Here is a 13,255-nt window from a genome sequence, read left to right as displayed (position 1 = left end):
CTCCCGTCATTTAGAAAAATAGATTGCCTACCTGATACACCACCAGAGATACTACATAGGCGCAGCCTATCTGCCAGGCGATGGAGAACCAGGCCCACTTGGGGCTGTTCATCTCTTTAAACAGGGTGGACACGGCGGCCACACAGGGGACATACAGCAGAATGAACACCAGCATGGAGAAGGCGGACAGGGGGGTGAAGCCAGCCATGGCCGCTGCCACCGCTCCGCTGGAGGCGGTGAGGGAGAAGCCGTAGAACATGGACAGGGAGGACACCACCATCTCTTTAGCGACAAGCCCGGTGAGCAGGGCAACAGCGGCCTGCCAGTGGCCGAAGCCGCAGGGGGCAAAGATGGGGGCGATGAGGGAGCCCAGAGTACCCAGCATACTCTGGCCGGCGTCCTCCACCATGCGCAGAGAGAAGTCGAAGGACTGGAGCAGCCACAGCACCATGGACATGAGAAGGATGAGGGTGCCTGCCTTGATGAGGAAGCCCCGCACCTTCTGCCACACATGGGTGAGCATATTGGACAGGGAGGGGAGGCGATAGGGGGGCAGCTCCAGTACAAAGGGGGCGGGCTCCCCGGCGAACAGGGTCTTTTTAAAGAACAGGCCGGACAGGATGCCCGCCGCCATGCCGATGAGATACAGCCCAAAGACCACCAGTCCGGCGTAGGGGCCGAAGAAGGCGGCGGATAGCAGCCCGTAGACGGGCAGCTTGGCCGAGCAGGACATGAAGGGAACCAGTAGAATGGTCATCCTCCGGTCCTTCTCATTTTCCATGGTCCGGGCCCCCATGATGGCGGGCACCGAGCAGCCAAAGCCCATGAGCATGGGGATGAACGCCTTTCCAGACAGTCCGAACCGGCGGAGCAGGCGGTCCATGATAAAAGCGGCCCGAGACATATAGCCCGAGTCCTCCAGGAAGGACAGGAAGAAAAAGAGCAGGGCGATCTGGGGCAGAAAGGTGAGCACGCCCCCCACCCCGGCAATGATGCCGTCGCACACCAGGGACACCAGGACCGGGGACACTCCCGCCCCGGACAGCGCCCCGGAGAGCCAGCCGGATAGACTGTCCACGGCGGCCCCCACCCCGTTGGACAGCCAGGAGCCAAAGGGACCAAAGGTGACGACAAACATAAGCAGCATAGTCAACAGAAACAGGGGAATGGCGAACAGGCGGTGGGTGACCACCTTATCCACCTTCTCGCTGAAGGTCAGCTCGCCGGGACGGCCGCCCTTGACCACAGAGGCGGCTACCACCTTTTCGATGTACTGGTAACGGCTGTCGGCAATCAGGGTCTCCCGGTCGCCCAGGTCACTGGATCCCTCGTACTCGGCCACTACCGCATCCAGCAGGCCGGACACCCGCGCGGGCAACTTCAGGGCCTTGGCTACGATGTCGTCTCCCTCCAGCAGCTTGATGGCGGCCCAGTGGGCGGGCAGCCCGGCGGCGTAGGCGTAGTCGTGGATCAGCTCGCCCATCCGGTGGTGGATGTCATGGGTGAAGCTGTCGTACAAATCGTCAGGTTCGATTGTAAAGCCCAGGTGCATCTGACGGTGGGCGGTGTGGAGCAAGGTGTCCAGCCCCTCTCCGGTTCGGGCGGTGATAGGGACTACGGGAATACCCAGCTCCTTGGACAGCCGGGCCACGTCGATCTGGTCGCCCCGTTTAGCAACCTCGTCCATAAAGTTCAGCGCCACCACCATGGGCCGCTCCAGCTCCAGAAGCTGGACTGTGAGGTACAGATTGCGCTCCAGATTGGTGGCGTCTACGATGTCGATGATACAGTCCGGCGCCTCGCCGATAATAAAATCCCTGGCTACGATCTCCTCCATGGAATAGGGGGACAGGGAATAGATGCCAGGCAGGTCCACCACCGTCATGGACTTATCGCCCAAACGGGCGGTGCCCTCCTTCTTTTCCACGGTGACACCGGGCCAGTTTCCTACATACTGGTTGGAGCCGGTGAGGGCGTTGAACAGAGTAGTCTTGCCGCAGTTGGGATTGCCAGCCAGAGCCACACGCATAGACCGACTGTCGTGGGCGGCGGCGTCATAGCGGCCGCCGTGGGCCTCCAGCTCATGCTCGTGGTCCCGCAGCTGCCGGCGGGCGGCTTCGGGATCTGGACCGGTCTGGAGGGTGGTCCCTCCGGCCCGCCGCAGGCGGGGCTGCCCTATGACGATCTGTTCGGCGTCCGCCCGGCGCAGGGACAGCTCATAGCCCCGGAGGGACACCTCCAGGGGGTCGCCCAGAGGGGCGATTTTATTTACCTTCACCTGGGTGCCGGGGGTCAGCCCCATATCCACTAGCCGGCGCTTCACTGCCCCGGACTGATTGCCCACAGACAGGATCGTGCCGCTCTGGCCCGGAGCCAGGTCATTGAGAGTCTTCCGCTGCACTGTCGTTTCCATCCAAGTTTCCCCTCTTTTGAAACGGTCTGCTATCACGAATCGGTTAATCTTCTCCTAACGTCATTGTAATGGAAAGGAGGGCTTTTTGCAAGGCCGTGCCTCTCCCTTTCCCTCCTCTGAACGGAAAAAGAGAGCGCCCTTTTGGGCGCTCTCTTGTGCAGTTTGTTCCATCGGGAAGACTTACTGCCGCAGTTTAGCCACAGCCTGGGCCAGCCGCTTGCAGCCCTCCACGATATTGTCATAGCTGTTGGCGAAGGAGAGGCGGAGATATCCCTCTCCGCCGGGACCAAAGACATCGCCGGGAACCAGGGCGATCTTGGCCTCATCCAGCAGATAGGAGGCCAGCTCGGCGGAGGGCTTTCCCAGGGATTTGCAGTTGATGAAGATGTAGAAGGCGCCCTTGGGGCACAGACAGCTCAAACCGGGAATGTCGTTGATGGCCTTGACGGCATAATCCCGGCGGCGCTGATACTCCTTAACCATGTCGTTGACCTCGTTCTTCTCGTCACGGAGAGCTGCCACAGAGGCCGTCTGGACGAAGGAGGGGGCGCAGGTGGTGTTATGCTGGTGGAACTTGTTGAGGACCGCGATATAGGCCTCGGGGGCGGCCACATAGCCCAGGCGCCAGCCGGTCATGGAGTAGGCCTTGGACATGCCGTTCATGGTGAAGGTCCGCTCCTTCATGCCCGGCAGGGAGGCGATGCTAATGTGCTTCTCCCCATCGTAGATGAGCCGCTCATACACCTCGTCGGAGATGACTAACAGGTCCTTCTCGATGGCCAGGTCGGCTAGGCCCTGGAGGGTATCCTGGGACAGAACGCCGCCAGTGGGATTGTTAGGGGTGATGATGACCACGGCCTTGGTCTTGTCCGTCACCTTGGAGCGCAGCTCGGCCAGGTCCATTTGGTAGCCATTCTCCTCCTTCAGAGAGTAGGTGACGGGGACGGCGCCCAACATACGGGGCACATTGTGGTAGTTGAGCCAAGCAGGGTCGGGGACCAGGATCTCGTCCCCCTCGTCCAGAATAGCGGCCAGAACAGCAAAGACAGCCTCGGACAGGCCTACGGTGACCAGCACCTCGCTGGCCTTATAGTCCACATTGTTCTGCCGCTTCAGCTTGTTGGCAATCTCCTGCCGCAGCTCCAGAGTGCCGAAGTTGGAGGTGTAAAACACGTCCCCCTTGTCCAGAGCCGCCTCAGCCGCCTTCTTGATATATTCAGGGGTGTCAAAATCGGGACGGCCAATTTCAAAATGAATGACATGCTCCCCGGCCCGCTCCATAGCCAGAGCCTTCTCATTGACTTTGCGGATGCCGGAGGGGGCCAGTTGGTCCATTCTGGCTGAAGTTTTCAGTTCCATAGCGATGATTCTCCCTTAAAATGTTAAATTGTACCCGCCGCGGAGAGGAATCCTCTTGCTGGACGGGGGGACATTCTGATATAATTCTAGCAGGTGCCGGCCGCGATGTAAAATAGCAAATCGTTGAAGGCGCTATATGATTTTCCTTATAGAGGGCTGCTATGACGGATTATAAAGAGTACATTTACGCCATATATCAGGAGAAGAGCTTTTCCAAGGCGGCAAAAAAACTATATGTGTCCCAGCCCTGGCTGAGTGCCACAGTGAAAAAGGTGGAGCAGCAGCTCCAGATCCCCCTCTTTGACCGGAGCACCAACCCTATCAGTCTTACCGATGCGGGGCGGTACTATATTGAGCAGATCGAGCGCATTATGGCCATCGAGGAGGAGATGCAGCGGCATTTCAACGAGATGCGCAGCGTCAACAATGTGGAGCTGCACATTGGCAGTTCTATGTTTTTCTGTACCTATGTGCTGCCTAAGCTGCTTACCGACTTCTGCGCTCTGTACCCCCAGGTCACCCTAACCTTCACCGAGGGGACTACCTCTGGCCTGACTGAGAAGCTGAGGGCGGGCCAGCTGGACTTTTTGCTGGAAGCGGAGTGCCCCTCTGGTAGCGACATACAGACCTTTCCCTGGGCGTCAGAGCAGATTATCCTGGCGGTTCCGGCCCACTATGAGATCAACCAGCGGCTGGAGCCCTACCGATACACCTTTGAGGGGCTGCTCCGACGGGACGAGCTGGAGCACAGGCGTCCGCCAGTCCCACTGCACCATTTCAAGGACGAGCCTTTCCTTTTACTCAAGCCGGACAACGACGTCCACGACCGGAGCCTGACCCTGTGCCGGAATGCCGGATTCACCCCCAACGTATCCCTGTACCTCAGCCAGATGATGACCGCCTATTACCTGGTGTGCGAGGGAAAGGGAATCACATTTCTGCGAACCACTATCCCAGAGTTTGTCACTCCCACCAGTGGCGTGGTGTTCTATCTGCTGGACGACCCCCAGGCATTCCGAAACATCTATTTATCCTACTCTAGGAACAAGACCAGCCCAATTCATCGGCAGCTCATCGAATTTATGCGCGGCGAAAGCCCAGGGAAGAACTGGTCCCGCCGGTGAGTGCCGCCGGACTTGTAATCACAACTTTTTCCCACAATTATCCCTGGAAAGCCTTGTTTTAGCGGAAGAAAGATGCTAAGATGGGGGAAAAGACCAGACAGAGTCCCTGTTTCCCGCTTTTGAACTGTGACGAAGGATCGATGTGAAAAAGGAGATGTTGTGTACCATGGCGCTGAAAAATTTTGATCAGATCGTGGAGCAGGCTAAGAGCGTTCAGAAGCCTAAGACTGTCGTTATCGCCGGTGCGGACGCGGAGAATATCTTGCTGGGGGCCTTTATGGCTCAGGAGGCCGGCTTTGTATTTCCCGTCCTAGTGGGCGAGGAGGAGAAGGTGGTCCCCATGCTGGAGCGGCTGGGGATGAAAGACAGGCCCTACCGCCTGGTACCCACCCAGCCTGGGGAGAATGTGGCCCAGACGGCGGTGGATGTGGTCAACCGGGGCGAGGGGGATATGCTCATGCGGGGCAACACCCAGACCCGGGAGTTCCTGCTGCCCCTCCTGGTGCCGGAGAATGGGCTGCGCACCGACAAGCTGCTGGCCCACATTGACTTGGTCTGTATGCCCGAGTATCCCAAGGTCATAGCCATCGGAGATGTCACCGTCACCATTGAGCCCAATCTTCAACAGAAAAAGACCATCATCGCTGACATGGTGGATATGCTGAAGACTGTGGGTTATGAGAGGCCCAATATTGCCCTGCTATCCATGGTGGAGAAGGTCGCCTTCCATATGAAGGACACCATCGAGGCCCAGGAGCTGGTCCGAGAGCACTGCCGGCACCCCATCGCGGACTGCCAATTGGTGGGCCCTATCGCCTATGACCTGATTCTGTCCAAGGAGGCCGCCCGGTTGAAGGGCTACGACTGTCCCTTGTGTGGGGAGTTCGACGGGATCGTCGTTCCCAGTCTGCTGGCGGGCAACCTGATTGTCAAGTGCTGGCAGATGCACGCCCACGCCCAGACCTGCGGCGTGGTCATCGGGGCCAAAATCCCTGTGGCCCTCACCTCCAGAAGTGATGACAAAGAGGTGGCCTTCCACTCCCTGGCCTTCTGTACTGCCCTGTCTCAGAAGGCCTGAACTGGACCGAGAGTTCCCGGCCGGCGTCCGCGCTCCAGCGGCCGCCGGCCGGTTTTCATTTTGGTAGGCTGGAACAAAAATATCCCCCGGATAAAAATGATATCATATGAAATAAGAGAATGCCCGGTTGCCATTGACAACGGCTGGGCCTTGTGATACTTTTTTGAATATAGGAAAAGTGAAGCTGTCAAGATTTTTGCAATCGAGGCAGGAAAAACGCTGGAAAGCAGAAACTTTTTGCCGAACTATGAAAGACAAGGAAGGAATGCTTTGCAGAACAGCGAGAAGATGTGAAGGAGGAGATCCCTTTGAGCCGATTGTCCATCGAAACGCCGGGGCGGGCCCAGACCGTCCTTTCGTGGCTCAGTCGGGACATGGAGCGCAGGATCAGTGCCAGCTCCTCTGGCCTGTGTCCTGTGGACATGTCCCTGAATTTTTTGCGGCTGTGCCACGCCCAGACCTGCGGCAAGTGTGTTCCCTGCCGGGTGGGGCTGAACCAGCTGGCCATCCTGATCGAGCAGGTGCTGGACCGCACCGCTACGCTGGAGACCATCGACCTGATTGAGAGCACTGCCCAGGTCATAGCCGATTCCGCCGACTGCGCCATCGGCTATGAGGCTGCCCACATGGTGCTCAGGGGAGTGCGGGGCTTTCGGGAGGACTATGAGGAGCATGTGGTCCACGGCCGCTGTATCTGCGGCCTGAGCCACCCGGTGCCCTGCGTGTCCGTCTGTCCGGCCCATGTGGATGTCCCCGGCTATGTGGCCCTGGTCCGGGAGGAGCGGTACGACGACGCGGTCCGCCTGATTCGGAAGGACAATCCCTTTCCCTCCGCCTGCGCCTATGTGTGCGAGCATCCCTGCGAGGCCCAGTGCCGCCGCCGAATGGTGGATGACGCGGTCAACATCTGCGGGCTGAAGCGGTTTGCGGTGGATCACGCCGCCCCTGCCGCCCCGCCGGAGCGGGCGGCGGACACTGGAAAGACAGTTGCCGTCATAGGCGGCGGCCCAGGCGGCATGACCGCCGCCTATTATCTGTCCCTTATGGGGCACCAGGTGACGGTGTATGAGCAGCGCCCTAAACTGGGCGGTATGCTGCGGTACGGCATCCCGGACTACCGTCTGCCTCAGGAGATCCTGGACCGGGATATCGACCACATCCTGTCCGCCGGAGTCCGAGTCCATACTGGGGTGTCCATTGGCAGAGATCTGACCATGGAGGACATCCAGAAGAGTTTTGACGCGGTGTACATCGCCATCGGCGCCCACAACGACAAAAAGCTGGGGCTGGAGGGGGAGGACTCCCAAAACGTCATCAGCGCTGTGGAGCTGCTCCGGGGCATTGGCGAGGGCCAGGTCCCGGACTTCACGGGAAAGAAGGTGTGCGTCATCGGCGGCGGCAACGTGTCCATGGACGCCACCCGCACCGCCCTGCGCCTGGGGGCGGACAGCGTCACCTGTGTCTACCGCCGCCGGGTGGAGGACATGACCGCCCTGTCTGAAGAGATCGAGGAGGCCATGGCCGAGGGCTGCCAAATTCTGCCCCTCCAGGCCCCCGCCCGCATTGAGGCGGACGAGGAGGGAAAGGTGGCCGCCCTGTGGACACAGCCCCAGATCATCAGCCGCTATGGCCGGGATGGCCGGCCCACTCCGGCCGGCGCCCAGACAAAGGAATTCCGCATCCCCTGCGACTACGTCGTCGTGGCCATCGGCCAGGCCATCGAGGCCCAGCCCTTCGAGGCGGTGGGCATTGCCACACGCCGGGGGGCCATCCAGACCGACCTGACCAGCTCGGTCCCAGGCGTGGACAACGTCTTTGCCGGCGGCGACGCCGTGTCCGGCCCAGCCACCGTGATTCGGGCCGTGGCCGCCGGAAAGGTGGCCGCCGCCAACATTGACAACTATCTGGGCTTTGACCACAAGATCCGCTGCGATGTGGAGATCCCGCCGGCCCATATGACCAACACCCCGCCCTGCGGCCGGGTGAATCTGAAAAACCGCCATCTCTCCTGTTACAGAGGGGACTTCTCTCTGCTCAAGGAGGGCATGACACTGGAGGAGGCCCAGCAGGAGGCCAGCCGCTGTCTGCGCTGTGACCACTTCGGCTACGGTATCTTCAAGGGAGGGAGGAACACGGAATGGTGACGATGACCATTGACGGACTGACTGTCCAGGTGCCGGAGGGCACCACCATCCTGGAGGCCGCCAAAACGGCCCACATCCGTATTCCCCACCTGTGCTACCTGAAGGGGATCAATGAGATCGCTGCCTGCCGGGTCTGCTGCGTGGAGGTGGAGGGGGAGCGGGCCATGGTCACCGCCTGCAACAACCCGGTGAAGGAGGGAATGGTGGTCCACACCAATTCCCCCCGTGCCAGGACCACCCGGCGGACCAATGTGGAGCTGATTCTGTCCCAGCACGACTGCAAGTGCGCCACCTGCGTCCGCAGCGGGAACTGCCAGCTTCAAGCGATTGCCAATGACCTGGGCATCCTGTCCCTGCCCTATGAGAGCCAGCTGCCACGGGGACTGCGGGGGGCCTGGACCACCACCTTCCCCCTGTACCATGATTATAATAAGTGCATCAAATGCATGCGCTGCATCCAGATTTGTGACAAGGTCCAGTCCCTGTCCATCTGGGACCTGGCGGGCACCGGCGGCCGCACCACCATCGACGTGTCGGACAACCGGGTCATTAAGGACTCGGACTGTGCCCTGTGCGGCCAGTGCATCACCCACTGTCCCGTGGGCGGCCTGCGGGAGCGGGACGACACCCAGCGGGCCTTTGCCGCCCTGGCCGACCCGGACAAGATTACCGTGGTCCAGGTGGCTCCCGCCGTCCGTGCCGCCTGGGGCGAGGCATTTGGGCTGAAGCGGGAGGAGGCCACCATGGGCCGCATGGCCGCCGCCCTGCGGCGGCTGGGCTTCCAATATGTGTTTGACACCAACTTTGCCGCCGACCTGACCATTATGGAGGAGGGCAGCGAGTTCCTCCACCGCCTCCAGGCCGGGGGGCTGACCCGCTGGCCCATGTTCACAAGCTGCTGCCCCGGCTGGGTCCGGTTCCTGAAGAGCCAATACCCAGAGCTGACCCATCAGCTTTCCTCCGCCAAGTCGCCCCAGCAGATGTTTGGCAGCGTGGCTAAGAGCTGGTTTGCTCAAACGCTGGGGGTAGCGCCGGAAAAAATCTTCTGCGTGTCCATCATGCCCTGTGTGGCCAAAAAGGCGGAGAGTGAGCTGCCTACCATGGCGGTGGACGGCCGCCCGGATGTGGACCTGGTTCTCACGACCCGGGAGCTGGTCCGTATACTCCGGGCCGACAAGCTGGACCCCGCTCTCCTGCCGGAAGAGGAGCCGGACAGCCCCTTGGGCGTCCACACCGGGGCCGGAGTTATCTTCGGGGCCACCGGCGGCGTGATGGAGGCGGCCCTGCGGACAGCGGCCTATGTGCTCACAGGGAAAAACCCGGACCCGGACGCCTTCGCGGCGGTCCGTACCGGGCCCGGACTGCGGGAGGCCGCCTTTGAGCTGGCCGGCATCCCTGTGCGCTGCGCCGTGGTCAGCGGCCTGGGCAACGCCCGGAAGCTCATCGAGCGGCTGAAGGCGGGCAAGGTCCATTACGACTTTGTGGAGGTCATGGCCTGCCCCGGCGGCTGTGTGGGCGGCGGCGGTCAGCCCATCTCCGTAGAGGACGAGGAGCTGTATGGCGTCCGGGGCCAGCGGTTGTACGACCTGGACCGGGCGGAGCCCATCCGCTTTTCCCACGAGAACCCCCAGGTCCAAGCCCTGTACCGGGACTTTCTGGGCGCCCCGTTGAGTCAGAAGGCGGAGGAGCTGCTTCACACCGACCACAAGGCCTGGGAGATGCCCGGCCAGCGCCAATAGAGAGAAATAGAGCGGAAAACTGCCCGGAGCGCCCCGTTGGGGCGCCCCGGGCAGTTGGGATATAGAGGAAATTGGGTTCAAGGCGGCCTCCCATGGGAGGCCGCCTTTTTCGTGCTGGGTTCAGGCCGGGAAGCGGTAAAAGTCCGTCCCGGCGCCGGGAGTGGCCGCTATGCTCGGCGGATTCTGGCGCTCATACAGGTCGGGCTTGAGATAGTCGGGGTAGAATTTCAGGATGGCGTTTTTCAGGGCGGCGATGTCGATTTTGTCCGCCCAGTCCCGCTCCCCGTACTCCAGCAGCTCAAAGAGGGGGATGCAGCTCACCTCAAAGGGATAGAAGCAGTAGCCGAAGGTATTGTCCAGCCCCCGTTCCCGGTCGGTTGGCATGAGGGCGGCAAAGACCCTGGTGTGGAACATCAGATCTTCACGGATGGGGTAGGCCAGGGCCAGCACCCAGCCGGCGTACTCAGTCTCCAGCCAGTAGAGCCCGTTCCCCAAGCGGTCGTGGCGGAGAGGCGGTCCCCAGGGTGTGTCCGTGGGGACCGGGAGCTGGCCGAAATATTCAGGGCAGACCTCCATCCCAAAGACCCGGTCCCCCAGCAGAGATTCCGCTTCCGGTAGAGGAAGGCCGTGGTCAGCGAGATATTTGTGGGCCTCATACCGGACGACGTGCTGGCCCTTGTCGTAATAGTCGTTGGCCTCGAAGATCAGGGCGCCGTCGGGCAGGGGGGCGCCGTAGGCCCTGGCCTCCGGCGAGATAGCTGGGGAGCTGGCCGTCACGACCATGTACTGGGCCACGAGAAAGGTATAACGCTCCAACAATCTGGCGGAGGCGTAGTATACCCCAGGGCACAGTTCCTCAGCGTCGATGAGAGAGCCATATTTCTCCTCCACCCCCTGAAAGCTGAACGGGAGTTCCTCAAGTTTAATTGAACTTTCTGACATGGTATTTTATCCTTTAACTGAAATGTAATTTGATTAGGGAGTTTTTTCTTTGATTACTCGAATACGGGTAGTTCAAAGTATTATTATTGCTATCATGAAGACACTACTCAGGGTGAGGAGGGGCTTCAGATAGCAAAAATAGACTATGAGTATGCGCAAATTCTTGTAGATAGGATTTTGACACTTTGTCGATCAAAAGGCATATCTATTAACGGTCTATCAGAGATGAGCGGGGTTAGTCAGTCAACACTTGACAATTTTGTAAATAAAAGGACGTTTAATCCCCGTATCCGAACACTTCATCAAATCGCATTGGCGTTCGGTATGACAGTAGCTGAATTTTTAGATTTTCAAGCGCTAAATGACTATTCGTTTGAAGATTCAACCGATGAAGATTCGGCTGATGAGTAAAGACAGGTTACTGATTGTTGTACCTGTCTTTTTTATTTGTATATATCATACCATAAAAATCGGTGTATTGCTAGTAATTAAATTACAAACTTGTATATATTTTTGTTAAGGCAATTAGGGGCTACACTCTTATTAAAAGGCGGTGTAACACTGTGCCGAGAGCATTGAAAAATATAAATCTTGAAGTTGGTGCCAGAATCAAACGACAAAGACTTGCACAAAAACTGACACGAGAACAACTGGCGAGTCTATCTGGTTACAGTGCCAATTTTATTCAGGAAGTAGAGCGTGGCCGTTCCGGATTATCATCCGAATCTATAAGAGCGTTTTCTATTGCGCTTAAAATATCATGTGACTATCTGCTGTTTGGCGATATGTCGGAGGGCTATGGATATCTTTTATCCAAGTTAGATGCTATACCACAGGCAAAACGGAAATATGTTATTGAGATTATTGAAGCCGCCATTCAATGTGCGAACACACAAGAGTAAAGAGGTAATACAATAAAAGGGGCCTTTTTGCTATGATTCAATACAGTCCTCTATGGAAAACTATGTCAGATAAACGGGTGACAACATATACTTTGCGGGAAAAGCATGGTATGAGCCATCCCACAGTGCAGAGGTTACAAAGGAATATGCACGTATCCACATTTACACTCGCTCCTGTTTGCGAGAAACTAAGCGTTTTTAGTTAGTGGAAATTGCTTCTCATATCACTATTATCTTCATTATCGGAATAGGATAGGCTATCTGATTTTGTGTTGCCATAGTGTTGCCACAGATTTTTTAGTTCAATCTATAATTGATATAAATCATAGGGGTAAATCCTTGCAATCTTACTTCTTTCTTCCACTGATTCAATCTGTTTTTGAGCATGAGCATATCCAGCTGATTCAACTGCGGCCGCCCATCCACATCTTCGATATGTGTCTGTGTTTCTAAAACGAACCACAAAACTACCGTATTGATTTTAGGGACATTAGGCAAGTTTCCTTTTTTATACAGCTTAAGAGCAGTCAAAGATTGGTCTACAGCGTAACACAATTTAGAAGATGCGCTACCTATTTTCACCGCACACATCATTCCATCTTTGTATAAGTCCATGACCTCAATATTACAGTCGCCTATTTTCACATCAACACGGTCATAGTTCTGAAATCCATTTTCTTGCTCTCGTAGCAAGTTATACGCTCTCTCTGCATAATACTTTTGTTTCAGCGCTATTTTTATGGCTGTCTCATCCTGTCCCTGATAACGAGGCTCATTTTTCTCTTCTTCATATTTCTGGTTTATGAAATTATCGTGTTGCTCCCTCGAAAAATCAAATGCAGGATTATATTTTACTTCTATTTCAGCAATTGAGTCTCTCAGATAAGACAAATAATCATCATTATATTGATACCAAGTTCCTTTTGATAATAGACATTTTTGTCCGTCATCTGTGTAATCGATTAGATCCCTTACCTTCTTCGTTACAACTGAATGTCCATTATATAAGCTTATCACAGAAATATTCAGCAGAGTTCGACTATAATCCCAACCGTTTTCATCGCAAAATTTTTCAATTTCCGCATTTGAGAGAGATGAAATATTTTTTTGCTGTCCTCTGTAACTCAACTGAAATTCTCCGTCATTGTGGTTGAAAATTTCTGTTACACCGATAATATCCAACTCAGATATGTTAACTTGCGTTGGATTTTCAGCAATTGCCGTCAATAGATTCCCTTCTATGAATGGCCAAATGTTACTGCATATGTTATTCCATCGTCTTTTTCTACGATAATAATCCCCTTTGGTGCAGTTGATATTTCTATTGATTGCTCATGAAATTCTTCCAGTACCCAATTCCAGGCAATCTCTTTATTTTCTCCTGGACGAGACAAATATAAGGTCAGGCCAAAATTTTCTACCATCCCAGTTTCATTTTCTGATTCCAAAAAGATAGTGTCCCTAAGTTCCATTTTTTGCGCCAATTCTTGAAGAAAAAGTCCCTGCTTTTCCTCATCTATTCTGTATAGATTGATGGTCCCCACATTCTCCCCT

The 13,255-nt window shown here is 56.5% G+C and carries 12 protein-coding genes; 7 read left to right on the top strand and 5 right to left on the bottom strand.

What is annotated here, in order from left to right; translation table 11 throughout:
- Positions 1-10 precede the first annotated feature (10 nt).
- Together feoB and H8S11_RS04515 are read right to left on the bottom strand one after the other, a co-directional pair.
- On the bottom strand, positions 11-2,413 hold the full coding sequence (feoB, locus tag H8S11_RS04520) for a ferrous iron transport protein B (protein ID WP_186852337.1): 2,403 nt from the start codon (positions 2,411-2,413) through the stop codon (positions 11-13).
- A 180-nt stretch (positions 2,414-2,593) separates the two neighbouring features.
- Positions 2,594-3,772, bottom strand: a complete 1,179-nt coding sequence (locus H8S11_RS04515; RefSeq protein WP_147572764.1) for a pyridoxal phosphate-dependent aminotransferase — start codon at positions 3,770-3,772, stop codon at positions 2,594-2,596.
- Positions 3,773-3,933: 161 nt separating this feature from the next.
- Between H8S11_RS04515 and H8S11_RS04510 the strand changes: the two genes are divergently transcribed.
- The 4 genes from H8S11_RS04510 to H8S11_RS04495 all read left to right on the top strand — a co-directional run bounded on the left by H8S11_RS04510 (position 3,934) and on the right by H8S11_RS04495 (position 9,857).
- On the top strand, positions 3,934-4,896 hold the full coding sequence (locus H8S11_RS04510; protein WP_147572762.1) for a LysR family transcriptional regulator: 963 nt from the start codon (positions 3,934-3,936) through the stop codon (positions 4,894-4,896).
- A gap of 166 nt (positions 4,897-5,062) precedes the next feature.
- The gene (locus H8S11_RS04505) at positions 5,063-5,974 is read left to right on the top strand and encodes a phosphate acyltransferase (protein WP_186852336.1); all 912 of its coding nucleotides are present in this window, start codon (positions 5,063-5,065) and stop codon (positions 5,972-5,974) included.
- Positions 5,975-6,282: 308 nt separating this feature from the next.
- Positions 6,283-8,118 carry an NAD(P)-binding protein gene (locus H8S11_RS04500; protein ID WP_186852335.1) on the top strand — a complete coding sequence of 612 codons (1,836 nt, stop codon included), beginning with the start codon at positions 6,283-6,285 and terminating at the stop codon, positions 8,116-8,118.
- On the top strand, positions 8,112-9,857 hold the full coding sequence (locus tag H8S11_RS04495; RefSeq protein WP_186852334.1) for an NADH-dependent [FeFe] hydrogenase, group A6: 1,746 nt from the start codon (positions 8,112-8,114) through the stop codon (positions 9,855-9,857). The genes H8S11_RS04500 and H8S11_RS04495 overlap by 7 nt, the downstream gene beginning before the upstream one ends.
- Before the next feature lie 120 nt (positions 9,858-9,977).
- Here the strand turns inward: H8S11_RS04495 and H8S11_RS04490 are convergent, their stop codons facing one another.
- Positions 9,978-10,799: a hypothetical protein gene (locus tag H8S11_RS04490; RefSeq protein ID WP_186852333.1), complete on the bottom strand. Its 822-nt coding sequence runs from the start codon at positions 10,797-10,799 to the stop codon at positions 9,978-9,980.
- 177 nt (positions 10,800-10,976) lie between these two features.
- On the opposite strand from H8S11_RS04490, the gene H8S11_RS04485 reads away from it, so the two are divergent.
- The 3 genes from H8S11_RS04485 (at position 10,977) to H8S11_RS13885 (ending at position 11,907) form a co-directional block, all read left to right on the top strand.
- Positions 10,977-11,210: a helix-turn-helix domain-containing protein gene (locus H8S11_RS04485; RefSeq protein WP_207721903.1), complete on the top strand. Its 234-nt coding sequence runs from the start codon at positions 10,977-10,979 to the stop codon at positions 11,208-11,210.
- A 152-nt stretch (positions 11,211-11,362) separates the two neighbouring features.
- Entirely contained in the window at positions 11,363-11,701 is a 339-nt protein-coding gene (locus H8S11_RS04480) for a helix-turn-helix domain-containing protein (protein ID WP_186852332.1), read from the top strand.
- Between the two features lie 32 nt (positions 11,702-11,733).
- Positions 11,734-11,907 (top strand): helix-turn-helix domain-containing protein, encoded by a 174-nt coding sequence (locus H8S11_RS13885; protein WP_186852331.1) that lies wholly within the window; start codon positions 11,734-11,736, stop codon positions 11,905-11,907.
- A 91-nt stretch (positions 11,908-11,998) separates the two neighbouring features.
- Here H8S11_RS13885 and H8S11_RS04470 read toward each other — a convergent pair whose 3' ends face one another.
- Together H8S11_RS04470 and H8S11_RS04465 are read right to left on the bottom strand one after the other, a co-directional pair.
- Positions 11,999-12,928: a DUF6119 family protein gene (locus H8S11_RS04470; protein WP_186852330.1), complete on the bottom strand. Its 930-nt coding sequence runs from the start codon at positions 12,926-12,928 to the stop codon at positions 11,999-12,001.
- Positions 12,929-12,939: 11 nt separating this feature from the next.
- Positions 12,940-13,245, bottom strand: a complete 306-nt coding sequence (locus H8S11_RS04465; protein WP_186852329.1) for a hypothetical protein — start codon at positions 13,243-13,245, stop codon at positions 12,940-12,942.
- Between the last annotated feature and the right edge of the window lie 10 nt (positions 13,246-13,255).

Source organism: Flintibacter hominis, assembly GCF_014287965.1.
GTDB lineage: Bacteria > Bacillota > Clostridia > Oscillospirales > Oscillospiraceae > Lawsonibacter > Lawsonibacter aceti.
This window is presented reverse-complemented; position numbering and strand designations above follow the sequence as displayed.